Source organism: Streptomyces sp. 4N124 (assembly GCF_052245395.1).
Lineage (GTDB): Bacteria > Actinomycetota > Actinomycetes > Streptomycetales > Streptomycetaceae > Streptomyces.
In genome coordinates this window covers 125,554-147,680 of the sequence record NZ_JBQQBS010000011.1, presented here as the reverse complement: position 1 = coordinate 147,680, position 22,127 = coordinate 125,554, and the positions used below count along the sequence as shown (strand labels likewise).

The 22,127-nt window shown below is 70.6% G+C and carries 23 protein-coding genes; 15 read left to right on the top strand and 8 right to left on the bottom strand.

The window, feature by feature from the left end; genetic code table 11:
• Nucleotides 1-100 precede the first annotated feature (100 nt).
• A complete protein-coding gene (locus tag ACTWQO_RS14325; RefSeq protein WP_443237668.1) occupies nucleotides 101-1,528 on the top strand; it encodes an MFS transporter in 1,428 nt (475 codons plus the stop codon).
• Nucleotides 1,529-1,594: 66 nt separating this feature from the next.
• On the opposite strand, the gene ACTWQO_RS14320 is transcribed toward ACTWQO_RS14325, so the two are convergent.
• The gene (locus ACTWQO_RS14320) at nucleotides 1,595-2,443 is read right to left on the bottom strand and encodes an SDR family oxidoreductase (protein ID WP_443237667.1); all 849 of its coding nucleotides are present in this window, start codon (nucleotides 2,441-2,443) and stop codon (nucleotides 1,595-1,597) included.
• 95 nt (nucleotides 2,444-2,538) lie between these two features.
• Between ACTWQO_RS14320 and ACTWQO_RS14315 the strand changes: the two genes are divergently transcribed.
• Together ACTWQO_RS14315 and ACTWQO_RS14310 are read left to right on the top strand one after the other, a co-directional pair.
• On the top strand, nucleotides 2,539-3,336 hold the full coding sequence (locus ACTWQO_RS14315) for a helix-turn-helix domain-containing protein (protein WP_443237666.1): 798 nt from the start codon (nucleotides 2,539-2,541) through the stop codon (nucleotides 3,334-3,336).
• A 44-nt stretch (nucleotides 3,337-3,380) separates the two neighbouring features.
• Complete coding sequence (locus ACTWQO_RS14310; RefSeq protein ID WP_443237665.1) at nucleotides 3,381-3,974, top strand: 3'-5' exonuclease; 594 nt, start codon at nucleotides 3,381-3,383, stop codon at nucleotides 3,972-3,974.
• Here ACTWQO_RS14310 and ACTWQO_RS14305 read toward each other — a convergent pair.
• The 7 genes from ACTWQO_RS14305 to ACTWQO_RS14275 all read right to left on the bottom strand — a co-directional run bounded on the left by ACTWQO_RS14305 (nucleotide 3,949) and on the right by ACTWQO_RS14275 (nucleotide 9,731).
• Entirely contained in the window at nucleotides 3,949-5,304 is a 1,356-nt protein-coding gene (locus ACTWQO_RS14305; RefSeq protein WP_443237664.1) for a nucleobase:cation symporter-2 family protein, read from the bottom strand. The genes ACTWQO_RS14310 and ACTWQO_RS14305 overlap by 26 nt on opposite strands.
• A 306-nt stretch (nucleotides 5,305-5,610) precedes the next feature.
• Complete coding sequence (locus ACTWQO_RS14300) at nucleotides 5,611-7,005, bottom strand: 8-oxoguanine deaminase (protein ID WP_443237663.1); 1,395 nt, start codon at nucleotides 7,003-7,005, stop codon at nucleotides 5,611-5,613.
• A 120-nt stretch (nucleotides 7,006-7,125) separates the two neighbouring features.
• Nucleotides 7,126-8,049 (bottom strand): factor-independent urate hydroxylase, encoded by a 924-nt coding sequence (pucL, locus tag ACTWQO_RS14295; protein WP_443237662.1) that lies wholly within the window; start codon nucleotides 8,047-8,049, stop codon nucleotides 7,126-7,128.
• A gap of 6 nt (nucleotides 8,050-8,055) precedes the next feature.
• Nucleotides 8,056-8,448, bottom strand: coding sequence for a hydroxyisourate hydrolase (gene uraH / locus ACTWQO_RS14290; protein WP_443237661.1), 393 nt, complete (start codon nucleotides 8,446-8,448; stop codon nucleotides 8,056-8,058).
• Nucleotides 8,449-8,465: 17 nt separating this feature from the next.
• Nucleotides 8,466-8,975, bottom strand: a complete 510-nt coding sequence (uraD, locus tag ACTWQO_RS14285) for a 2-oxo-4-hydroxy-4-carboxy-5-ureidoimidazoline decarboxylase (RefSeq protein ID WP_443237660.1) — start codon at nucleotides 8,973-8,975, stop codon at nucleotides 8,466-8,468.
• Nucleotides 8,976-9,120: 145 nt separating this feature from the next.
• The gene (locus tag ACTWQO_RS14280) at nucleotides 9,121-9,432 is read right to left on the bottom strand and encodes a helix-turn-helix domain-containing protein (protein WP_155060317.1); all 312 of its coding nucleotides are present in this window, start codon (nucleotides 9,430-9,432) and stop codon (nucleotides 9,121-9,123) included.
• A gap of 47 nt (nucleotides 9,433-9,479) precedes the next feature.
• Entirely contained in the window at nucleotides 9,480-9,731 is a 252-nt protein-coding gene (locus ACTWQO_RS14275; RefSeq protein ID WP_301985392.1) for a hypothetical protein, read from the bottom strand.
• 124 nt (nucleotides 9,732-9,855) lie between these two features.
• Here ACTWQO_RS14275 and ACTWQO_RS14270 point away from each other — a divergent pair, with 124 nt between their 5' ends.
• The 12 genes from ACTWQO_RS14270 to ACTWQO_RS14215 all read left to right on the top strand — a co-directional run bounded on the left by ACTWQO_RS14270 (nucleotide 9,856) and on the right by ACTWQO_RS14215 (nucleotide 22,107).
• Nucleotides 9,856-10,911 (top strand): lytic transglycosylase domain-containing protein, encoded by a 1,056-nt coding sequence (locus ACTWQO_RS14270; protein ID WP_443237659.1) that lies wholly within the window; start codon nucleotides 9,856-9,858, stop codon nucleotides 10,909-10,911.
• Between the two features lie 53 nt (nucleotides 10,912-10,964).
• Entirely contained in the window at nucleotides 10,965-12,002 is a 1,038-nt protein-coding gene (locus ACTWQO_RS14265; protein WP_443237658.1) for a sigma-70 family RNA polymerase sigma factor, read from the top strand.
• A gap of 108 nt (nucleotides 12,003-12,110) precedes the next feature.
• Nucleotides 12,111-13,025, top strand: coding sequence for an ABC transporter ATP-binding protein (locus ACTWQO_RS14260; protein ID WP_443237657.1), 915 nt, complete (start codon nucleotides 12,111-12,113; stop codon nucleotides 13,023-13,025).
• Nucleotides 13,022-13,792: an MlaE family ABC transporter permease gene (locus ACTWQO_RS14255; protein ID WP_443237656.1), complete on the top strand. Its 771-nt coding sequence runs from the start codon at nucleotides 13,022-13,024 to the stop codon at nucleotides 13,790-13,792. The genes ACTWQO_RS14260 and ACTWQO_RS14255 overlap by 4 nt, the downstream gene beginning before the upstream one ends.
• 3 nt (nucleotides 13,793-13,795) lie before the next feature.
• Entirely contained in the window at nucleotides 13,796-14,611 is an 816-nt protein-coding gene (locus ACTWQO_RS14250) for an MlaE family ABC transporter permease (protein ID WP_224739830.1), read from the top strand.
• An 8-nt stretch (nucleotides 14,612-14,619) separates the two neighbouring features.
• Nucleotides 14,620-15,831 carry an MCE family protein gene (locus ACTWQO_RS14245; RefSeq protein ID WP_443237655.1) on the top strand — a complete coding sequence of 404 codons (1,212 nt, stop codon included), beginning with the start codon at nucleotides 14,620-14,622 and terminating at the stop codon, nucleotides 15,829-15,831.
• Nucleotides 15,828-16,865, top strand: coding sequence for an MCE family protein (locus tag ACTWQO_RS14240; RefSeq protein ID WP_443237654.1), 1,038 nt, complete (start codon nucleotides 15,828-15,830; stop codon nucleotides 16,863-16,865). The genes ACTWQO_RS14245 and ACTWQO_RS14240 overlap by 4 nt, the downstream gene beginning before the upstream one ends.
• The gene (locus ACTWQO_RS14235) at nucleotides 16,862-17,935 is read left to right on the top strand and encodes an MCE family protein (protein WP_443237653.1); all 1,074 of its coding nucleotides are present in this window, start codon (nucleotides 16,862-16,864) and stop codon (nucleotides 17,933-17,935) included. Before ACTWQO_RS14240 ends, ACTWQO_RS14235 begins: the two co-directional genes overlap by 4 nt.
• Nucleotides 17,932-19,053, top strand: coding sequence for an MCE family protein (locus tag ACTWQO_RS14230; RefSeq protein ID WP_443237652.1), 1,122 nt, complete (start codon nucleotides 17,932-17,934; stop codon nucleotides 19,051-19,053). Before ACTWQO_RS14235 ends, ACTWQO_RS14230 begins: the two co-directional genes overlap by 4 nt.
• Complete coding sequence (locus tag ACTWQO_RS14225) at nucleotides 19,050-20,312, top strand: MCE family protein (RefSeq protein WP_443237651.1); 1,263 nt, start codon at nucleotides 19,050-19,052, stop codon at nucleotides 20,310-20,312. Before ACTWQO_RS14230 ends, ACTWQO_RS14225 begins: the two co-directional genes overlap by 4 nt.
• On the top strand, nucleotides 20,309-21,583 hold the full coding sequence (locus ACTWQO_RS14220; RefSeq protein ID WP_443237650.1) for an MCE family protein: 1,275 nt from the start codon (nucleotides 20,309-20,311) through the stop codon (nucleotides 21,581-21,583). Before ACTWQO_RS14225 ends, ACTWQO_RS14220 begins: the two co-directional genes overlap by 4 nt.
• Nucleotides 21,550-22,107 (top strand): hypothetical protein, encoded by a 558-nt coding sequence (locus ACTWQO_RS14215; protein WP_443237649.1) that lies wholly within the window; start codon nucleotides 21,550-21,552, stop codon nucleotides 22,105-22,107. Before ACTWQO_RS14220 ends, ACTWQO_RS14215 begins: the two co-directional genes overlap by 34 nt.
• Nucleotides 22,108-22,127 lie beyond the last annotated feature (20 nt).

Genomic DNA, 22,127 nt, shown 5'->3' with positions numbered 1-22,127 from the left:
CCTCCATGGTCACCCACGATGTTCCCCGTTACAAGTCGTGCACCTATGGGTCGCACGGAGATCCATGGAGACTCACGGAGAACACGGAGGCCGGAACGCCATGTCGTCCCTGACCGAGCGCCCCACCCACGCGCCACACCGAACGTACTCCCGCTGGGCGTCCCTCGTCGTGCTGTGCGCCGGGACGCTGATGACGATCCTCGACGGCAATATCGTCACGGTCGCGATGCCGGCGATCCAGAGCGACCTGGGCTTCAGCGGTCCGGGTCTCGCCTGGGTCGTCAACGCCTATCTGATTCCGTTCGGCGGCCTGTTGCTGCTGGCCGGCCGGCTCGGTGACCTGATGGGTCGCAAGCGGATGTTCGCCGCGGGGCTCGCGGTGTTCACGGCGGCCTCGGTGCTGTGCGGGGTCGCCGGCAGCCAGGGCATGCTGATCGCGGCGCGTGCCCTGCAGGGGGTGGGCGGGGCCATGACCTCGGCGGTCGTCCTCGGCATGCTGGTCGCGCTGTTCCCGGAGCCGCGTGAACAGGCCCGCGCGATCGCGGTGTTCAGCGCGGTCGGCGCGGCGGGCGGCGCGCTCGGCACGTTCCTCGGCGGGGCGCTGACGCAGGCCCTCGGCTGGCACTGGATCTTCCTGATCAACCTGCCGATCGGCGTGGCCGCATGGCTGGCGGCGCTGCGCGTCCTGGCGCCGGACCGGGGCGAGGGGCTGGACCGGGGCGCCGACTATCCGGGAGCGGCGCTGGTCACCGGCGCGCTGATGCTCACGGTGTACGTCATCGTCGGCTCCGGCGACCGCGACCTGACCACCACCCTGCTCCTGGCCGCACTCGCCCTCACCCTGTTCGCGGCGTTCACGCTCCGCCAGGCCCGCGCCGCCCGCCCCCTGCTCCGGCTGCGCCTCTTCGCCTCCCGCCTGCTGAGCGGCGCGAACGCCGTCCAGATCCTGATGATCGCGACGATGTACGGCTTCCAGTTCATCGGCGCCCTCTACGTCCAACGGGTCCTCGGCTACGGCGAGTTGGCCACCGGCACGGCCTTCCTGCCGGCACCGGTCGCGATCGGCGTACTGATGCTGGGACTGTCCGCGCGGACCGTCGGCCGCTACGGGGCGTACCGGGTCCTGCTGACCGGGCTGGCGCTCATCGTCGCGGGCATGGCCCTGCTGAGCCGCGCCCCCGTGGACGGCTCGTACCTCACGGACGTACTCCCGCCGCTCCTCCTGCTCGCCACCGGCTTCGCCGCCGCGATGCCCGCGCTGACGGGGCTCGCCATGTCGGGGGCGCGGGAGGAGGACGCGGGACTGGCGTCCGGGCTCTTCAACACCACGCAGGTGGTGGGCGGTTCGCTGGGTCTGGCCGTGCTCTCGGTCCTGGCGGCGAGCCGCACCGAGGGCCTGCTCGACCGGGGCACGGAGGTGGTGACGGCCACGGCGGAGGGGTATCAGCTGGCGTTCCAGGTGGCGACGGTGATCGCGGCGGGGGCGCTGGTGCTGACCGCGGTCGTCCTGCGTGAGCGGCGCTCCTGACCCGGGCGCCCGGACGGGGCGGCGGACAGGCCGGGTACCCGCCGTCCCGGAAGGGAGCTCCCGATGTCAGGCGAACGCCTGCCTGTGGTCCTGCGCCCACTCCCGGTACGTCCGGGCAGGCTTCCCCAGCAACTCCGGAACGTCCTCCGTGACGACCGCGTTGCCGCCCGCGCGAACGAAGGCGGTGCCGGCCACGCCGCCCGCCGCCTGCGCCTCGTCGAAGCCCCACACAGTGAGCAGGTGGTCGCGCGTCTCGTCCGGCGAGAGATCCTGCGTGGCGATCGGCCGGCCGAGGACAGAAGCGAGTGTGGCGGCCTGCCCGGGGACGCTGATCGCCTCCGGCCCGGTCAGGGTGTACGTCCGCCCCGCGTGCCCACCGTCGACGAGCACCCGTGCCGCGACCTCGCCCACGTCCTGCGGATCGATCACCCCCGACAGCCCGTCACCGGTCATGTTCGGCACCGGCTTGCCCTCCTTGACGGCAGGCACCCAGCTCAGCGTGTTCGAGGCGAACGACGAGGGCCGCAGGATCGTCCACTCGGTGCCGCTGTCCCGCACGGCCTGCTCACCGGGCACGTGCCAGTCGCCGGACGGACCGACATCGGGGTCACCCGTCCCGATCGCGGAGAGCTTCACCAACCGGTGCACACCCGCCGCACGTGCCGCCGCCACCAGGTCCTGGTCGTGCCGCGAGTCCGGACCGGGTGCGCCCAGCAGGAACGCGGCCGTCACCCCCGACATCGCGCCTTCCAGAGAACCCGGGTCGAGGTAGTCCCCGCGCACCACCTCCACTCCCTCGGGCACGCGGGCCTTCGCCGGTTCCCGGGTCAGGGCGCGTACCTTCGCGCCGCGCGCGGCGAGCTGTCGTACGACTTCACTGCCGATGGTGCCCGTGGCACCGGTCACAAGGATCATGTCCCCACAGTGAACCGGGCAGGGCCCCGGACTCTTGGAAATTCCGGCACGGTTCGCCTGGCCTCCGGGGCATGCGGCTCGTCTACGGTGAAGGGGTGACGAACGCCCGTGCCGAGCAGGCCCTTCCCGTGCCCGAGGCCCTGCGTCCCTGGATCGCCGGGATCAGCACCGTGTCCGCCGTCGGCCCGCCCGAGGAGGCGTTCGTCCAGCTCCCGGACGCGGTCACAAAGGTCGTCGTACGCGTGGGAGTGACCGGGCGCCACGACGTCCTCGCCATCGGCCCACGGGTACGGGCCTCCTACCACGAAGGCAAGATCCTCGCCTCCTGCGTGGAGATGCGCCTCGCACCCGGCGCGGCCCGCCCCCTGCTGGGCATCCCGGCGGCCGCGTTGGTGGGGAAGGTCGTGCCGCTGGGCGCCCTGCCGAGCAGTACGGCTCGTCAACTGGTCGATGAACTACGGTGGTTGGCTCCAGATGAGACAGTGGCTCACCTGGGTGACGTGCTGCCGGAGCGGTTGACCGCCACGGCCGACCGCGCCCGCGCCGAGCTGGTACGCGCCGGAGTCGACGCGATGTCGGTGCGGATCGGTCACGTACCGGGGCAGGTCGGCGAGGTCGCCCGCGAACTGGCGGTCAGCGAGCGTCAGTTGCGCAACCTCTTCTCGGAGGGCGTGGGCCTGTCCCCCAAGCACTACGCCCGCATCAACCGCGTACGCGCGGTCCTCGCCCACGCCACGACCGCGCCCTGGGCCGAACTCGCCGCCGCCACCGGCTACTACGACCAGTCGCACATGACGTCCGACTTCCGTGCCCTGATGGGCGTCCCGCCCCGCTCGTACTTCACCGGCCGACTGCCCGCGGCCACCCCCTGCCAGGCAGGCCCCCGCTCCTGAATTCGGATGCGGTGTACGGCTCCCGCCTGCGATGCTCCGGTCTCATGTCAGCACGACGCGTCAAGCCCAGCCGCTACATCTCCGTCGACATCGAGGCGGACGGCCCGATCCCGGGACCGTACTCGATGCTGAGCCTGGGCGCCGCCGTCGCCGGAACGCAGGACGCCGACCGTTTCACGGCGGCCGACCCGGACCAGCACACCTTCTACCGCGAACTGCGCCCGATCAGCGACGACTTCGTGTCCGAGGCGCTGGCCGTCAGCGGCCTCGACCGGGAGCGGCTGGCCCGCGAAGGCGCGGAACCAGCCGTCGCACTGGGTGAGTTCACCGACTGGGTCCGCGAGGTCAGCGCCGGCGCCCAGCCGGTGATGTGCGGCTACCCGGCGTCGTACGACTGGACGTTCCTGTACTGGTACCTGATCCGCTTCACCGGGGTGAGTCCCTTCGGGCACTCGGGCTGCCTGGACATGAAGACGCTGTTCGCGACGAAGGCGGGGCTCCCGCTGCGGGCGGTGGCCAAGGGCACGATGCCGCGCGAGCTGCTGTCGAAGCGCCGGCACACCCACCATGCGCTCGACGACGCGATCGAGCAGGCCGAACTGCTCGCGAACCTCATGGCGTGGCCAGGTCCCGAGTGAGCATGGGCTCGTCGTCGGCCCGGCGGGGCCTGCCGAGGTGGTTGAAGAGGAGGTTCAGGACCACCGCGGCCACACAGCCCGTGGAGATGCCCGAGTCCAGGACGATCTTCGCCGTCTCCGGGAAGGCGTGGTAGAACTCCGGCGCGGTGATCGGGATGATGCCGACGGCCAGGGAGACGGCCACGATCAGGACGTTGCTGTCCTTCTCCAGGCCCGCCTTCACCAGCGTCTGGATGCCGCTCGCGGCGACCGAGCCGAACAGGACGACGCCCGCGCCGCCGAGCACCGGGCGCGGTACGACGGCGATCAGCGAGGCGGCCACCGGGCACAGGCCCATCAGCACCAGGAATCCGCCGCCGGTGGCGACGACGTACCTACTGCGGATCCTCGTCATCGCGACCAGGCCGATGTTCTGAGCGAAGGCACTGCACATGAAGCCGTTGAAGAGAGGGCTGAGCGCCGAGCCGAGGGTGTCGGCGCGCAGGCCCGCCGCGATGGTCTGCTCGTCGGCGGGGCGCTCGACGATCTCGCCCAACGCCAGCATGTCGGCGGTCGATTCGGTCATCGAGACCACCATCACCACGCACATCGACACGATCGCGGCGACCTGGAACTGCGGGGCGCCGAAGTGGAACGGCGTCGGGAAGCCGATGACGGCCGCGTCCGCCACGGGACTGAAGTCCGTGGCCCCGAACGGGATCGCGACGAGCGTGCCCACGACCAGGCCGAGCAGGACGGCGATCTGCTTGACGAAGCCGCGGGTGAAGCGGCGCAGGAGCAGCACGATCACGAGCGTTGCCGCCGCCAGGCCCAGGTAGGTCGTCGAGCCGTAGTCGTCCGCGGCGGGGTCGGGACCCTGCGCCCAGCCGAAGGCCACCGGCAGCAGTGACACACCTATGAGCGTGATCACCGTCCCCGTGACGACCGGCGGGAAGAAGCGCACCGCCTTGCTGAAGAAGGGGGCCGCGATGAAGCCGAGGAGCCCCGCCACGATCACCGCGCCGAAGATGATCGGCAGCGCGTCGGACTTGTCCTCGGTGGAGGCGACGATCGCGGTCATGGGGGCGACACCGGCGAAGGTGACGCCGTTGACGAACGGCAGCCGGGCGCCGATCTTCCAGACGCCGATGGTCTGGAGGAACGTGGCGAGGCCCGCGGTGAACAGGCAGGCGCCGGTGAGGAAGGTCAGTTCGGTGCCGGAGAGGCCGATGGCCGCGCCGATGATCAGAGGTGGGGCGACGACTCCCGCGTACATCGCGGCCACATGTTGCAGGCCGGTCGTCGCCATCTTGGCGGCGGGGAGTTTTTCGTCGACGGGGTGGGCGGACACGGGCGGCTCCTCCGGTCGGTTGACAGCACGTCGGCTCTGACGTGGGTTTCAAGGAGGTGATGCGCGGTCGTGCGGGACCGTTTGGAGAGAGGGACGGAGACCGTTCCGGGGCGCGCACGTCCATGCACGCCCCGGCGACGGCCGCCGCGGACCCTGGTGGGGTCCCCGGCTACCGACCGGGAGCCGTCCCTCCCGACCGGAGATCAAGTAGCCGTAAACGGCCCTGGGGTGAGGTAGCCGGTTCTGCAGCGCCCCGAAAGGGGCGCGGGGAACTGCGCGACCAGCCACAACAGACCAGCAGACGAGCTACGGCCCAACACGGCCATCCCGCGGAGCGATCCGCGCCAACCGCTGCGCTTCCTGCCGCGTCGACCGAGCGATGGCGTCCTCATCGACGTGCAGCAACCGCCCGTCCTCCACGACCTGACGCCCATTCACGAACGACGCGGTGACCGGAGCCGCCGCCCCGAAGACCAGCGCCGTCACCGGATCGGCGATCGAGGCGTGGGCCAGGGTGTCCAGCTTCCACAGCACCAGGTCGGCCAGCTTGCCCGGCTCCAGGGAGCCGATCTCGGCGCCGCGGCCGAGGACTTGGGCGCCGCCGTACGTGCCGAGGCGCAGCGCCTGCCGGGCGTTCAGCGCCGCTTCCCGGTGCGCGCCGAGCCGGTTGATGAGGAGCGCGTTGCGCAGTTCCGTGTGGAGTTCGCCGGACTCGTTGGACGCCGTGCCGTCGACGCCGAGGCCGACCGGGACGCCGGCGGCGAGCATGTCGGGGACGCGGGCGATACCGGCCGCGAGCCGGGCGTTGGACGAGGGACAGTGGGCGACACCGGTCTTCGTACGGGCGAACGCGGCGATGTCGGAGTCGTTCATGTGGACGCAGTGCGCCATCCACACATCCTCACCGAGCCAGCCAGTGGACTCGAAGTAGTCGGTCGGGCCCATGCCGAACAGCTCCTTGCAGAACTGCTCCTCCTCGACCGTCTCCGATCCGTGCGTGTGCAGCCGTACGCCGAGTCGGCGGGCCAACTGGGCGCCGTCGCGGAGCAGTTCGGTCGAAACCGAGAAGGGCGAGCAAGGAGCCACAGCCACCTGGGTCATCGCGTCGAAGGACGCGTCGTGGTGCTCCTTCACGGTCGCCTCGGTCGCGGCGAGCGCACCGTCCAAGGTCTCGACGGCGAAGTCCGGCGGCAGCCCGCCGTCCTTCTCGCTGCGGTCCATCGAGCCGCGGGCGAGGGTGAAGCGGACGCCCATCTCGCGGGCGGCGCGGATGATCGCGCCGGACAGGTCGCCGGAGCCCTTCGGGAAGACGTAGTGGTGGTCCATGGCGGTGGTGACACCGCCGCGCGCCATCATCGCCAGCGACCCCTGCGCCGCCGAGTACACCATCGGCTCGTCGATGCGCGCCCAGGTCGGGTACAGCGCGACGAGCCAGTTGAAGAGGTTGTGGTCGGTGGCCAGGCCCCGGGTGATCCACTGGTAGAAGTGGTGGTGGGTGTTGACCAGACCGGGGGTCACCAGGTGGCCGGTGGCGTCGATACGGCGTACGACGTTCTCCAGGCCCTCGGGAGCCCTGCCCGGGCCGAGCGACTCGATGCGATTGCCGGCGACGACCAGGTACCCCGTGGCGTACTCGGTGTCGGTGGCGTCGACCGTCGCGATCGAACAGTTCTCGATGACGATGCGCTGGGCTGCTGCCATGATGCGTCCTTTTCGCTCAGTGGACTCACAGGGAGAGGGCACGGCAGGACCCTGGGGAATTTGAGTACCGCGGCCGGTAAGGAAACTCACCGGCCGCGGGTGCCGAGGATATGGAGTTGATCAGAGGTTGCTGAGATCGACCGGGATCCTCGCCTCGCAGCCGTCCCGCAGGATGGTGGCCTCGATCAGCCCGTACGGGCGGTCGGCGGCGAAGTACACCTCGTTGTCGTTCTTCAGCCCGAACGGCTCCAGGTCCACCAGGAAGTGGTGCTTGTTCGGAAGCGAGAAACGGACCTCGTCGATCTCACTGCGGTTGTTGATGATCCGCGAACCCATTTGGTACAGGGTCTGCTGGAGCGAGAGCGAGTACGTCTCGGCGAAGGCCTGGAGCATGTGCTTCTTGGTCTGCTCGTAGGACTTCTCCCAGTTGGGCATCTTCTGCTCGTCGTCGGACCAGTTGAACCGCCAGCGGCCGGAGACCTGGGTGGCCAGAATGCGGTCGTACGCCTCCGGGAGCGTCGTGTACTTGTCCTTGACGTAGCCCCAGAATTCGGAGTTCGTCGAGTTCATCACGACGAGGTCCTTGAGGCCGGAGACGATCTCCCACTGCGAGCCGTCGTACGTGATCTGGGTCAGCCGGGTCTCCTGGCCCTTCCGTACGAACGAGTGCTTGACCTCGTCGGCGCCGATGAACTGGGAGTTGGCGTCCGAGCTCTCGATCCGCTCCCAGGCGTATTCCTCGATACGGATCCGGGCGCGGTGGATCGGCTCCTGCGAGGTGACGAAGTGGCGGGCGAGGTGAATGCCGAACTGCTCGGCGGATTCGATGCCGTGCTCCTTGGCGAACGCGTACACCGTGTTCTTGGTGGTGTCGGTCGGCAGGCAGTTGGCGTTGGAGCCGGAGTAGTGGACCTCGTCCATGTCGCCGGAGAGCGCGACCGAGACGTTCAGGTCCTTGATGTGGTGGGTGGCGCCGTCCCGCGTGATCTTTACGACGCGGTTCTCTGCTTTCCCGTACTGGTTCTGGCCGAGAATCGTGGGCATTGTCTGCTAGCTCCCTCGGTAAACGGAGTAGCCGAACGGGTTGAGCAGCAGCGGCACGTGGTAGTGCTCCCCGGGCCGCACGGCGAAGGTGATCGCCACCTCAGGGAAGAACACGGCACCGCTGTCCCGATTCGCGGGGGCGTCCTGCTGCGCATCGGCTTGCTTCTTCTCGAAATACGGCTCCACCGCGAAGTCGAGCCGTACGTGTGTGGTCCCCGCCGGCAGCGCCGGGAGGTCCTTGCACCGGCCGTCCGCGTCGGTCGCGGAGCCGCCGAGCGCCTGCCAGTCCGCGTCACGACCCGACCGGGCCGCGAGCTGGACGGCGACGCCCTCGGCGGGGCGGCCGACGCTGGTGTCCAGGATGTGCGTGGACACGGAGGCGGTGGTGCTGGTGCTCATGGCGTCAGACTTCCTCTTCAGTCTTCTTCGACGAGTCGGGCGAGCCGGATACGGTTGATCTTCCCCAGCTCGGTGCGGACGATCTCCCGCTCCTGCTCCGGCGAGTTCCCGATCCGCTCCTTGACCGCGTCCCGCATCTGCTCGCCGGTCCGGCCGGTCGCGCAGATCAGGAAGACATGGCCGAACTTCTCCTGGTAGGCCAGGTTCAGTTCCAGCATCTCCGCCTTGAGTCCCTCGGAGGCACCGGCCATGCCGCGCTGCTCCCGGGCCGAGGTCGGATCGCCCGGCTTGGGGCGCCCGATCGGCGGGTGCCCGGCCATCGCCTCTTCGAGGTCTACGGCGGTCAGCTCGGCCATCGCGGCATCGCTGGCGGCGTAGAGGTCCCCGGGGGTGGCGTACGGGCGGGCGGCGAGCAGTCGCCGGGCCCAGGCGGTGGCGGCGCAGGCCTCGTGCAGTGCGGCGAACGCCGCGTGCTCCTCCAGGGCGTTGAACCGGGCCAGGCCCGGGGGCGTGGAAGTCGAAGTCACGGGAGCCTCCGTGGCCGTAACCGGCCTTGCGTGCTTGAGCGGGCTGCCGCTAGCTAACGCCCTTCGAAACACGACGTCAACACTTTGTTGAAAATTCCGGGTAACAAAGCCCGGCGGAGCGACCCTCGATCCCTGAGCCTCGCGCTCAGGCCCCCTTCTCGCGGTTCAGGTAGTTGTAGACGGTGAACCGGCTGACGCCGAGCGCACCCGCCACGGTCTCGACGCCGTGCCGTACGGAGAAGGCGCCGCGCGCCTCCAGTATCCGTACGACCTCCTGCTTGGCCTTGCGGTCCAGGTCGGCCAGCGGCTTGCCCTGCTTGCGCTCCATGGCGGCCAGGATGTGATCGAGGGAGTCGGCCAGCTGCGGCAGCCGCACGGCGACGACATCGGCGCCGTCCCAGGAGAGCACGACGTCGTCGGGGCCGGCCTCGTCGGGCGGGAGCATCATGCCGCCCATGGCGTCGACCAGCGGCTTCACGGCCGTGATGAAGGGCTCGTCCTCACTCACCGCTCGCCCTCCCCGATCACGTTGACCTGGAGCGAGACCCGGGTGGCACCCGACTCCAAGGTCTTGCGCAGCAGCGCGTCCACGGCGGTGAGCACGGCATCGGCGGGGCCTTCCGCCGTGTTGCCGAACGGCCCGACGTCCACCGCGTCCAGCTCCGCGGCCTCGATGACCTCGCGGGCCACCAGCGCGTGCGCGGGTGCCTCGTCCAGGTCGAAGGGCTCGGTCGTGAACTCCACTCTCAATCGCACGCGCACAACCTAACGCGCGGCACGGATTTTCGGGCAGCCCTCACGGTCACGGGATCCCCGCGACGGACCCTCCGCCCTGCCACGTAGAGCAGACGACGGGGGCCGACAGGGAGGGGACCACGAGATGGCTGGGCGCAGGGGCAGAGGCGTCAGGGGTACGGCGGTCGCGGCGGCGGCGATGGCGGCGCTGACCGCGTCCCAGGCGCCGGGGGTGAGCGAAGCGCGGGCCGCCGCACCGGACGAGCGGGCCGTCGTAGGGCGCGGGCCGAGCGTCTCCGGGGACACCCCGTACCGCACCGAGCTGCCGCCGCTGCGGACCCGGGAGCGGCAGGGCGCGGCACCGGTCGTGGGCGGCGCGCTGCCCACGAGCGTGTTCGCCGCCTACCGGCGGGCCGAGCAGCGGCTGCACCACTCCGCACCGGGCTGCGGGCTGCGGTGGCAGCTGCTGGCCGCCATCGGCCAGGTGGAGTCGGGTCAGGCGGGCGGCGGCCGGGTGGCCGCGGACGGTACGACCCTCACGCCGATCCTCGGCCCGCGGCTGGACGGCGTCCGCTTCGCCCTCATCCGGGACAGTGACGGCGGGGCGTACGACGGGGACACCGGGTACGACCGCGCGGTGGGCCCGATGCAGTTCATCCCGTCGACCTGGGCGGTCTGGGGCACGGACGGCAACGGCGACGGGCGGGCCGACCCGCACAACGTCTACGACGCCGCGCTCGCCGCCGGGCGTTACCTGTGCGCGGGCGGACGCGACCTGTCCGTGCCCGGCGACCTGGACGCGGCGATCCTCGGCTACAACCACTCGACGGCGTATCTGCGGACGGTCCGGGCCTGGTTCGCGTACTTCCTGGCAGGGCACCGGGTGGTGCCGGACGCCTCTGCGGCCGGCGATCCGAGCCCGGAGCCGGTGCGGAGCGAGCAGACGCCCCCGCCGAGCGCCCGCCCGTCGGGCGTCGCATCCCCTGCGCCGTCCCCGTCCCGATCCGCGCCCCCGACCGCCCCGCGGCCGACGCCCGGCACCCCGTCCACCGAACCGTCACCGCGGCCCTCACTCCCCCTCCCGGACACCGGAGTCGGCCTGCCCGCCGCCGACGTGCTGCCCAGCACGGCTCCGCTGCCCGGCAACGATGCGAACTCGTTGGACGCCACCCCCTCCACAACCGCCGCTACCGGACGGTAATGTCGCGCCCCGCCGGACGCACGTGGCCGGCGGGTGAGCGCGAAGGGGCCCTCATGGCGATGGACATGCCCGCGGAGATACAGGCGGCCCACGACCGCTGGGAGCGCATGTGGACGCACCGTGAGCACCTGCTCAAGGTGGCCCGCCGCAGGTCGATGTCCCTGGAGGACGCCGAGGACGCCGTGCACGAGGCGATGCTGCGCGCGGCGGAACGCCCCGACCTGGACGACGAGCGGCTCGCCGCCTGGCTGACCACGGTGACGATACGGCTGTGTATCGACCGTTACCGGCAGGTCAGCCGGGAGGCCGAGGTGCGCACCAGCCCAACGCTGATCGCTCCCGGACCGGTGCCGGTCGAGGAAGCGGTGTGCGACCGGGCCGAGGCCAGATGGCTGGCCGTGCGCAGCGGAGAGCTGCCCGCGCGCCAGGCGGAGGCGATCCGGCTGAAGTCGGAGGACCTGGACGTGAGCCAGGTCGCCGTGCGGATGGGCCTGAGCTATCGGACGGTCGAGTCGCTGCTGGCCCGGGCCCGCCGGACGCTGCGCAACTCGCTGGCCGGCACGCTCGGCCTCGCGCTGTTCCTTTGGGGCCGGGGCAGGCCGCGGGCGAGTCATGCCCAGGCCCTGGCGGCGGCCTCGACGGCGGCGACGCTGGCCGTGGCCGGCTTTGTGCTGCCGTACGCCGACGACTGGGACGGACAGGGGGCGGCGCCTCGGGGCGCCGTCTCCCCCGTGCCGGAGGCATGGCAGCAGCCGGACGACGAGGGCCGGGCGACGGCTCCGGGCGGGCGCGAGGCCCCGGACGCCTCGACCGCCGCCGCCCCGGAGGCGAGGCGGACCCCGGGCGACCGGGCGCTGCTGCCGCTGTCCGTGCCGCCCCTGCCGGACATCTCCGCGGCACCGGACCTTCCCGCTCCCGAGGTGCCGGACGTGCCCGACGTGCCGGAACTCCCGAGTGTCTCGGACGTCCCGGACGTGCGTGACCTGCCGCGAGCCGCACCGAGCACTCCCGCCCTCCCCGCCACCCCCGAGGCTCCGGACACGCCAGCCGTGCCCTCCGCCCCCACCACCCCGGTCGACGCGCTGCCATAGCCCCCGCTCAGCCCGTCCGAAAAAAAATTCGCGTCCGCCGCGACGGACGCCCCGCCCCTCCCCGTAGAGCAGATGTCAGAGCTGCTCCACGGCTGAAGGGTGAACCGGATGGGTGTCGAGATCTGTGTGGAAGGGCTGACCAAGTCCTTCGGTCACCAGGTCATCTGGCAGGACGTCTCACTGACGCTGCCCGCCGGGGAGGTCTCGGTCATGCTCGGCCCCTCGGGCACGGGCAAGTCGGTGTTCCTCAAGACGCTCGTCGGACTGCTCAAGCCGGAGCGCGGGTCGATCACGGTCCAGGGCCGGGACATCACCACACTGCGTGAGCACGACCTGTACGAGGTGCGGAAGCTCTTCGGCGTGCTGTTCCAGGACGGCGCGCTGTTCGGGTCGATGAACCTGTACGACAACATCGCCTTCCCGCTGCGCGAGCACACCCGCAAGCCGGAGAGCGAGATCCGGCGGATCGTCCTCGAGAAGATGGACATGGTCGGTCTGATCGGCGCCGAGGAGAAGCTGCCCGGCGAGATCTCCGGCGGTATGCGCAAACGGGCCGGACTGGCCCGGGCGCTCGTCCTCGACCCGGAGATCATCCTGTTCGACGAGCCGGACTCGGGGCTCGATCCGGTGCGCGTCGCGTATCTCAACCAGCTGATCGTCGACCTCAACGCCCAGATCGACGCGACCTTCCTCATCGTCACGCACGACATCGCCTCGGCCCGCCAGGTCCCGGACAACATCGGGCTGCTGTTCCGCCGCGAGCTGGTGATGTTCGGGCCCCGCGACCGTCTGCTGACCAGTGCCGAACCGGTCGTACGGCAGTTCCTGAACGGCCGGATGCAGGGGCCGATCGGCATGGCGGAGGAGAAGGACGCCGCCCAGGTCGAGCAGGAACTGGCCCAGATCGGCGAGGTCACCGACCCCGAGCACCTCACGCCCCGGCTGCTGCCCAGCCCGGGCATCCCCCGCCCGCCCCGCTGGCAGGCCATCGCGCGCCGGGAGGAGGAGGTGGCGCACGCATGAGCCTCAACCCCGTCGGCGCGCTGCGCCACTCCGGCAGCCTGTTCGCGATGGCTCTGGACGTCGTACGGACCGTCCCCAAACGGCCGTTCCAGACAAGGGAGTTCATCCAGCAGGCCTGGTTCATCGCCAGCGTCACGATCCTGCCGACCGCCCTCGTCTCCATCCCCTTCGGCGCGGTCATCGCCCTCCAGATCGGCAGCCTCACCCGGCAGTTGGGCGCCCAGTCCTTCTCGGGCGCGGCCTCCGTCCTGGCGGTGCTGCGTGAGGCATCGCCGATCGTCACCGCCCTGCTGATCGCGGGCGCCGGCGGCACGGCGATCTGCGCGGACCTCGGGGCGCGGAAGATCCGCGAGGAGATCGACGCGATGCAGGTGCTGGGCATCGACCCCATCCACCGGCTGGTCGTGCCGCGCGTGCTGGCCTCGATGGTGGTGGCGGTGCTGCTCAACGGCCTGGTGTCGGTGGTCGGGGTGGCGGGCGGCTACTTCTTCAACGTCGTCCTCCAGGACGGCACACCGGGCGCGTATCTCGCCTCGTTCACCACCCTCGCCCAGCTGTCCGACCTGTGGGCGGCCGAGTTCAAGGCGCTCGTGTTCGGCGCGATCGCCGCGATCGTCGCCTCGTACAAGGGACTCACCGCGAAGGGCGGCCCGAAGGGTGTGGGCGACGCGGTGAACCAGTCGGTGGTGATCACCTTCATGTTGCTGTTCGTGACCAACTTCGTGATGACCGCGGTGTACTTCCAGGTCGTCCCGCAGAGGGGCTGAGCGATGAGACTTCTCGACCGCCCTCTGAAGTCCCTTGAGGACCTGGGCGCTCAACTCTCCTTCTACGGCCGCTCGCTGGCCTGGACGGGCCGCACCCTGCGCCGCTACAAGAAGGAGATCCTGCGGCTGCTCGCCGAGGTCAGCTTCGGCCGGGGCGCGCTCGCCGTCGTGGGCGGCACGGTCGGCGTCATCGCCTTCCTGTCGTTCTTCACCGGCACGGAGGTGGGGCTCCAGGGGTACGCCGCGCTCAACCAGCTCGGCACGTCCAACTTCGTGGCGTTCCTGTCGGCGTACTTCAACACCCGGGAGATCGCCCCGCTGGTGGCCGGGCTCGCGCTGTCCGCGACGGTCGGCGCCGGGTTCACCGCGCAGCTCGGCGCGATGCGGATCAGCGAGGAGACCGACGCCCTGGAGGTCATGGGCGTGCCCTCGCTGCCGTTCCTGGTGACCACCCGGATGATCGCCGGTTTCGTCGCCGTGATCCCGCTGTACGTGGTCGGGCTGCTGTCCTCGTACCTCGCCGCCCGCACCATCACCACCGGCTACTACGGGCAGTCGGCAGGCACCTACGACCACTACTTCCAGCAGTACCTGCCACCGGTCGACGTGCTGTGGTCCTTCGGCAAGGTGCTGGTCTTCGCCGTCGTGATCATCCTGGTGCACTGCTTCTACGGCTACTACGCGAGCGGCGGCCCGGCGGGTGTCGGCGTCGCGGTGGGGCGGGCCGTGCGGACGTCGATCGTGGCGATCAACGTCCTTGATTTCTTCCTGTCGTTGGCGATCTGGGGCGCCAACACGACCGTACGGATTGCGGGATGAGCCGCCGTATGAGGGTACTGAGACTGCGGTTGTACGGCGTCGTCTTCATCGCCGTACTCGCCCTGCTGCTGTCGCTGTCCGTCGCCGTCTACCGGCAGGCGTTCACGCCGGTGGTGCGGATCACGCTGGAGGCCGACAGCCTGGGCAACCAGTTGGACCGGCGGGCCGACGTCAAGCTGCGCGGGCTGCTGGTCGGCGAGGTGCGTGCGGTGCGGGCCGACGGGACGAAGGCGACGCTCGACATCGCGCTCAAGCCGGAGCATGTGTCGTACATCCCGGCCGATGTCAACGCGCGGCTGCTGCCCAAGACGCTGTTCGGCGAGAAGTACGTCGATCTCGTCGTCCCCGCCGGCTCGTCCGCGCGGTCGATCCGCGCCGGCGACGTGATCACCCAGGACCGCACCCGCGTCGGCATCGAGCTCCAGCAGTTGCTGAACGACCTGCTGCCGCTGCTGCGGACCGTCCGACCCGGCGAGCTCAACGCCACGCTGTCCGCGTTCGCCACGGCCCTCGAAGGGCGCGGCGACCGGATCGGCGCCAACCTCACGCGCGTGGAGGCCTACTTGCGCAAGCTCAATCCGCATCTGCCGTCCCTGAAGGAGGACATCGCGCGGTTCGCGGACGTCGCCGAGATGTACGGCGACGCGGCGCCCGACCTGATGCGGATCCTGCGCAACACGGTGACCACCAGCCGCACGCTGGTGGAGAAGAAGGATCAGCTCGCCGCCGCGCTCACCTCGACCACGACCGCCGCCGGCACGGCGGACGGCTTCCTCGACCGGACCGGTGACCGGCTGATCACCCTGGGCCGGGTGTCCCGCCCGACGCTCGACCTCTTCGCCCGCTACGCGCCGCAGTACCCGTGCCTGCTCGACGGCCTGGTCCGGCAGGAGGAGGCCTCGGAGGAGGCGTTCCGTGGCGGGAGGATGCGGATCACCCTGGAAGTCGTACGGCAGCGGCCGGCGTACGAACCCGGCGAGGAGCCCTCCTACGGCGAGCGGTCCGGCCCGGACTGCCGGGGCCTGCCCCACCCGAGCGTGCCCGCGCCGCACACCAAGCTCAATGACGGTACGTCCGACGTGTCCGGCACCCGCGCCGAACAGCGCGCCGTCGGCTCGCTCGTGGCCCCCGTCCTGGGCGTGCCCGCCGACGAGGTGCCGCCGGTCGCGACGCTGCTGTTCGGGCCGATGGCCCGGGGGACGGCGGTGAGCGTCGCATGAGCACGACGAAAGCACGCCGGACCGCCGGTCCGCTGATCAAATTCAGCCTCTTCGCCCTGGTGACGATCCTGGCGACGGCCCTGCTCGCCGCCACCATCGTGAACATCTCCTTCACTCCCACAGACACCTATCGCGCCGTGTTCAGCGACGTCACCGGCCTGGAGGAGGGGGACGACATCCGCGTGGCCGGGGTGCGGGTCGGCGAGGTCGAGGGCATCCGGATCAAGGACCGGACCCGCGCCGAGGTCACCTTCACAGTCACCGAGGAGCGTCCGCTGCTCACCAGCACGGGCGCGGTCGTCCGCTACCGGAACCTCGTCGGGCAGCGGTACGTCGCCCTGACCGAGGGGGCGGGCGACGGCACCCGGCTGCGTCCCGGCGCGACGATCCCGCTGTCGCGGACGCAGCCCGCCCTGGACCTCAACGCGCTGCTGAACGGCTTCAAGCCGCTGTTCGCCGCGCTCAGCCCGCAGGACGTCAACCAGCTCGCCACCGAGATCATCAAGACCCTCCAGGGCGAGGGCGGCACGGTCAACAGCCTGCTCGCGCACACGGCTTCGCTCACCACCACCCTCGCCGGCCGGGACAAGCTGATCGGCTCAGTGATCGACAACCTCAACACCCTGCTGGGGACGCTCGACCAGCGCGGCGCCCGTTTCTCCGGGCTGCTCAAGCAGCTGCGCCGGGTGATCTCGGGGCTGTCCGCCGACCGCAAGCCGATCGGCCAGTCGCTGGTGAGCATCGGTGACCTGACGGAGGCGACGTCGGGGCTGCTCGCGGACGCCCGTCCGCCGCTCAAGGACGACATCGCCGAGCTGACCGATCTCACCGGAACGCTCAACGACAACGAGAAGACCGTGGAGGGCGTGCTGAAGCGGCTGCCGAACAAGCTCAACGAACTGACGGGGACGGCGTCCTACGGCTCGTGGTTCAACTTCTACCTCTGCGACTTCGACGGCCGGATCGTGCTGCCGAAGACGAAGCAGGTGCTCACTCCCGAGCTGCACGTGGCGAGGGCGAGGTGCGCGGGATGAGCATCCGGGTCCGAAGGAAGCGCAAGCCCGAGCCGCTGTTCAAGGTGCGCGTCGAGCCGCCGAGGCTGCCGCGCATCCGGTTGCCGCACCTGCCCCCCTTCCGCGAGCAGAACCCGGTGGTGATCGGCGCCGTCGGCCTGACCACCCTCGCGCTGCTGGCCGTGGCCGCGTTCAACGCGGACAGCCTTCCGGTGATCGGCGACGGCGAGAGGTACAGCGCGGCCTTCGCGGAGGCGGGCGGTCTCAAGCCCGGCGACGAGGTACGGATCGCCGGGGTCAAGGTCGGCAAGGTCGAGGAGGTCGATCTGGACGGCGACCACGTCAAGGTCACCTTCAAGATCAAGAGTGCCCCGGGGTTCGGCACCGCGACCGGGGCCTCGATCCGGGTCAAGACGATCCTCGGTGCGAAGTACCTCGCCCTGCACCCCAGGGGCCGGGGGCAGTTGAAGCCCGGCACGGAGATCCCGCTGACGCGGACCGTCCCCGCGTACGACGTCGTACAGGCCTTCAGCGATCTGACGACCACCACCGAAGAGGTGGACACCGACCGGCTGGCGACGGCCCTGGACACCATCTCCACCACCTTCCAGGACTCGCCCGCCGAGGTACGGGAGTCCATCAAGGGCCTGTCGAAGATCTCCCGTACGGTCGCCTCGCGCGACAAGGCGCTGGGCGAACTCCTCGACCACGCCAACGGCGTCACGGGCGTACTGGCCCAGCGCACCGAGGACTTCACCGCCCTGGTCAAGGACGGCGACGCGCTGTTCAAGGAGATCAGCAAGCGGCGCCAGGCCATCCACAAGCTGCTGAAGACCTCCGCCGCGCTCGGCGTCGAACTCTCCGGCCTGGTCGAGGACAACGCCAAGGAGATCGGCCCCGCCCTCAAGGGCCTGAACCAGGTGGTCGAGATGCTCGAACGCAACCAGTCGAGCCTGGACCGCAGCGTCCGGCTGCTGGCGCCCTACGTCCGGGTCTTCTCCAACACCCTTGGCAACGGCCGCTGGTTCGACTCCTACGTCCAGAACCTGGTCGCCGCTCCGGTGGTGCCGAGCACGGGAGGCTCACGATGAAGCGGCGCCTGGCACTGCTCCTCGCTCTGACCCTCGTCGCCACGGCCGCCTTCGTGCTGTGGCCGCGCCCCGGGAAGGTGCGCGTCACCGCGTACTTCCCGCGCACCGTCGGCATCTACCCCGGCTCGGACGTCCGCGTCCTCGGCGTCCGCATCGGCGAGGTGAAGACGATCACGCCGGAGGGCGGCCGGGTGCGGGTGGAGCTGGAGTACGACGAGGGGCGCAAGGTGCCGGACGGCGCCCGGGCCGCGATCATCAACTCCTCGGTGGTCAGCGACCGTTATGTGCAGCTGCTGCCCGTGTACCGCGAGGGTCCGGTGCTGCGGGACGGTGCCGTCATCCCCGAGGCGCGCACGGCCGTGCCGGTCGAGCTGGACCGGATCTTCGACAGCCTGCACACCACGGCGGAGGCTCTTGGCCCCGACGGCGCCAACAAGGACGGCGCCCTGTCCCGGCTGCTCGGGGTGAGCGCGGACAACCTGGAGGGCCAGGGCGGGAACATCGACCGGACCGTGAAGGACCTCTCGGAGGCGGTCACCACGCTGTCCGACGGCCGCGGGGACCTGTTCGGCACCGTGCGCAACCTCCAGGTGTTCACGGCGGCGCTGGCGGCGGACGACAAGAGCGTGCGCTCGTTCAACACCAGCCTCGCCGAGGTGGCGGAGCAGTTGGCCGGGGAGCGCAAGGACCTCGCGGTGGCGCTGCGCAACCTCGGCACCGCGCTCGGCGACGTGTCCGCGTTCGTGAAGGCCAACAAGAAGTCGCTGACCTCGAACGTGAAGGGCCTGAGCAAGGTGACCAAGGTGCTCGTCGACCAACGGGCCGCGCTGGAGGAGCTGTTGGAGGTCGCCCCCACCGGTCTGTCGAATCTCCAGAACGCCTACAACGCCTCCTCCGGCACTCTCGACACCCGCAACAACGCGCAGACATCACAGGATCCGGCCGCGCTGCTGTGCTCCGTCCTGCGGACCACCGGCGACGAAGGCGGCGAGAACCCGGACTGTGCGGAGCTGGAGAAACTCTTCGGCTCCCTGCCCGAGGTGCCGAAGGCCCCCGCCGTGCCGAGTACGGGCACGGTCGACCGGACCCTCGGCGGAATCCTGGGGGGCCGCGCATGAGGCGCAAGGCAGGTGCGCTCGCCTGGGCGGCCGTCGGTTCGCTGCTGCTGTCCGGCTGCGAGTTCAACGGCTGGTACGACGTCGAGCTGCCGGGAGGCGCGGCCTCGGACGGCCGCGCGTACCGCGTCACCGTCGAGTTCCGCGACGTCCTCGATCTGGTGCCGCAGTCCGCCGTGAAGGTCAACAACGTGACCGTGGGCGCGGTGGAGAAGGTCGAGCTGGACGGCTGGCATGCGCGCGTACGGCTGCGGGTCGCCGACTCGGTGAAGCTGCCGGCCAACGCGGTCGCCGAGTTGAGGCAGACCAGCATGCTCGGCGAGAAGTACGTGGCGCTGTCCGCCCCGCCCGGTTCCGATCCCGTGGGCCGGCTCCGCGACGGCGACCGCGTCCCGCTGAGCCGCAGCGGTCGCAACCCGGAGATCGAGGAGGTGCTGTCGGCTCTGTCCGCACTCCTCAACGGCGGTGGGGTGGCCCAGCTCAAGACGATCACCGTGGAGCTGAACAAGGCCCTGGCGGGGCGCGAGAACCGGGTCAAGTCCCTGCTCAAGGAGCTGAACACGTTCCTCGGCGGCCTGGACGACCAGCGCGAGGACATCATCCGGGCGCTCGAGGCCGTCGACCGGCTCGCGGGGCGGCTCGGGAAGGAGAAGAAGACGATCGCCCAGGCCGTCGACACCATGCCACCCGCCCTCAAGGTGCTCGCCGACCAGCGGCGCGACCTGACCAGGATGCTCACCGCCCTGTCGAAGCTGGGCACGACGGGCACCAAGGTGATCAAGGCTTCCCGGGACGACACGGTCGCCAACCTCAAGCAGCTGGGGCCGATCCTGGAGCAGCTCGACAAGGCGGGCGACGACCTGCCCAACTCCCTTGAGCTGCTGACCACTTACCCCTTCCCACGCAACGCGGTCGACGCCATCAAGGGCGACTACGTGAACCTCGCCATCACCGCGGACCTCGATCTGGCGTCCATCTACGGCAACCTGACGAAGGAGCCGGGTGACGGGGGCGGCACCCCCGACGCACCGGACCTGCCGGATGCCCCGGAACTCCCCGACGTACCCGATCTGCCTGACCTCCCGAGCGTGCCGACGCCCGCACCCGGCCTGCCCGACGCACCGGCGGCCCCCTCCGCGCCGTCCGACGGCGGCCCGCTCTGCCCACCGGTGTGCACCGCCGCCTACGGCACCGGCCGGGATCTGCCGCCGGGGATGGACCTCGCGCTCGCGGAGCTGATGCTGAAGGGGATACAGCCGTGATCACACGTACGGTCAAGGCCCAACTGCTCGCCTTCGCCACCGTCACCGCCGTCGGCGTGTCCTACGTCGGCGCCGAATACACGGGCCTGGTGGACGGCCTCCTCGGCCGCGGCTACACCGTGCGGGCCAACTTCCCTGATTCCGGGGGCATCTTCAAGGGCGCCGAGGTCACCTACCGCGGGGTGCCGGTGGGCCGGGTCGGCGCACTGAAGCTGAGCGGCGCGGGCGGGGTCTCGGTCTCCCTCGACATCGAGGACGGGGCGCCCCGCATCCCGGCGGACACCCTCGCCGTGGTGGCGAACCGTTCGGCGGTGGGCGAGCAGTACGTCGACCTCCAGCCACGCACGGCCGGGGGGCCGTACCTGCTTCAGGGCAGCACGATCCCCCGCGGCCGCACGCGCGTGCCGCTGCCCACGACGGACCTGGTCCTCAGTCTCGACCGGCTGGTCAACTCGGTCGGCAAGGACGATCTGCGCGTCACGGTCGACGAGTTGGGCAAGGCCTTCTCCGGCACCGGCCCGCATCTGAGCAGGCTGGTCGACTCGGGCAACGCGCTCGTCGAGTCGGCGTCCGAGTCGCTGCCCGAGACGATCTCGCTGATCGAGGACTCCCGGAAGGTGCTCAAGACGCAGGCCGACCAGGGCTCGTCCATCAAGGCGTTCTCACGCGATCTCGCCCTGCTCACCGCGGAGTTGAAGTCGAGCGACGGGGATCTGCGCAAGCTCATCGGCAACGCGACACCGGCGGCCGTCGAGCTCAACTCGCTGCTGAAGTCGGTCGAGCCGCGGCTGTCGGTGCTGCTGGCCAATCTCATCAGCGGCGGGCAGGTCACGCTCGCGCGGCTGCCCGGCGTGGAGCAAGCCCTGGTCACCTTCCCGGTGGTGGTCGCGGGCAGCCACACCGTCGTCCCCGGCGACGGCACCACCCACTTCGGCCTGGTGGTGAACGCCGACGACCCGCCGCCCTGCACCCAGGGCTACGGCACCGCCCGGCGCGACCCGGCGGACACCAGCACACGCGAGGCCAACACCGACGCGCGCTGCACGGCCCCACGCGGCAGCGCCACGTCGGTGCGCGGCGCACAGAACGCCCCCGGCGCGTCAGCGCGCGGCGGGGCCGACCAGGCGGCGTACGTCACGCCGTACGACCCGGAGACCGGCACTCTCACCGGCCCGGACGGAACGCCCGTCGAGATCGGCTCGACGGGCGGCCAGCAGACCGTCTTCGGAAAGGAGTCGTGGCAATGGCTGCTCGTCGGACCGATGGCATGAGCGGGCTCGTGTTCCATACGACCCGGAGCCTGACCACCCGAGCCGGACGCTCCAGGGCGCTGTCCGTGGGGCTCGTCGTGGCGACCGTCCTCACCACCGCGGCGGCGCTCTGGCTGAGCAGCCGGCTCTACGACCAGCGCCAGGCGGAGCAGCGCCAACAGGACATCCTGGCGGCGGCCCGGCAGTCGGCGCTGAACTTCACCTCCCTCGACTACCGGCGCTACGACCGGGACAGCGGCAACGTGCTCAAGAGCGCCACCGGCGACTTCAAGAAGGAGTTCGCCGCGCAGACCGAGGAGCTGACCGAGCTTGTCGCGCGGAACAAGTCCGTGTCCGAGGGCCAGGTCCTCGACGCGGGCATCGTCCGCTCCGACGAGCGCACGGCCCGCGTGCTCGTGGTCGCCGACAGCAAGGTGACCAACACCGCCGTGCCCAAGGGGGAGGCACGCACGTATCGGCTGCAGCTCGACCTCGTCCACGAGGACGGCCGGTGGCTGACCTCCGACGTCGAGTTCGTGGGCTGAACAGCGCCGACCACCGCCGT

Bases quoted from the DNA above. Each gene is read 5' to 3' on its own strand.
- ACTWQO_RS14240 (WP_443237654.1), top strand. From the start codon at position 15,828: ATGAGCACGACGAAAGCACGCCGGACCGCCGGTCCGCTGATCAAATTC.
- ACTWQO_RS14255 (WP_443237656.1), top strand. From the start codon at position 13,022: ATGAGCCTCAACCCCGTCGGCGCGCTGCGCCACTCCGGCAGCCTGTTC.
- pucL (WP_443237662.1), bottom strand. From the start codon at position 8,049: ATGCCCACGATTCTCGGCCAGAACCAGTACGGGAAAGCAGAGAACCGC.
- ACTWQO_RS14265 (WP_443237658.1), top strand. From the start codon at position 10,965: ATGGCGATGGACATGCCCGCGGAGATACAGGCGGCCCACGACCGCTGG.
- ACTWQO_RS14310 (WP_443237665.1), top strand. From the start codon at position 3,381: ATGTCAGCACGACGCGTCAAGCCCAGCCGCTACATCTCCGTCGACATC.
- ACTWQO_RS14245 (WP_443237655.1), top strand. From the start codon at position 14,620: ATGAGGGTACTGAGACTGCGGTTGTACGGCGTCGTCTTCATCGCCGTA.
- ACTWQO_RS14300 (WP_443237663.1), bottom strand. From the start codon at position 7,005: ATGGCAGCAGCCCAGCGCATCGTCATCGAGAACTGTTCGATCGCGACG.
- ACTWQO_RS14320 (WP_443237667.1), bottom strand. From the start codon at position 2,443: ATGATCCTTGTGACCGGTGCCACGGGCACCATCGGCAGTGAAGTCGTA.
- ACTWQO_RS14270 (WP_443237659.1), top strand. From the start codon at position 9,856: ATGGCTGGGCGCAGGGGCAGAGGCGTCAGGGGTACGGCGGTCGCGGCG.
- ACTWQO_RS14260 (WP_443237657.1), top strand. From the start codon at position 12,111: ATGGGTGTCGAGATCTGTGTGGAAGGGCTGACCAAGTCCTTCGGTCAC.
- ACTWQO_RS14230 (WP_443237652.1), top strand. From the start codon at position 17,932: ATGAAGCGGCGCCTGGCACTGCTCCTCGCTCTGACCCTCGTCGCCACG.
- uraH (WP_443237661.1), bottom strand. From the start codon at position 8,448: ATGAGCACCAGCACCACCGCCTCCGTGTCCACGCACATCCTGGACACC.
- ACTWQO_RS14280 (WP_155060317.1), bottom strand. From the start codon at position 9,432: ATGGGCGGCATGATGCTCCCGCCCGACGAGGCCGGCCCCGACGACGTC.
- ACTWQO_RS14250 (WP_224739830.1), top strand. From the start codon at position 13,796: ATGAGACTTCTCGACCGCCCTCTGAAGTCCCTTGAGGACCTGGGCGCT.
- ACTWQO_RS14235 (WP_443237653.1), top strand. From the start codon at position 16,862: ATGAGCATCCGGGTCCGAAGGAAGCGCAAGCCCGAGCCGCTGTTCAAG.
- ACTWQO_RS14225 (WP_443237651.1), top strand. From the start codon at position 19,050: ATGAGGCGCAAGGCAGGTGCGCTCGCCTGGGCGGCCGTCGGTTCGCTG.
- ACTWQO_RS14325 (WP_443237668.1), top strand. From the start codon at position 101: ATGTCGTCCCTGACCGAGCGCCCCACCCACGCGCCACACCGAACGTAC.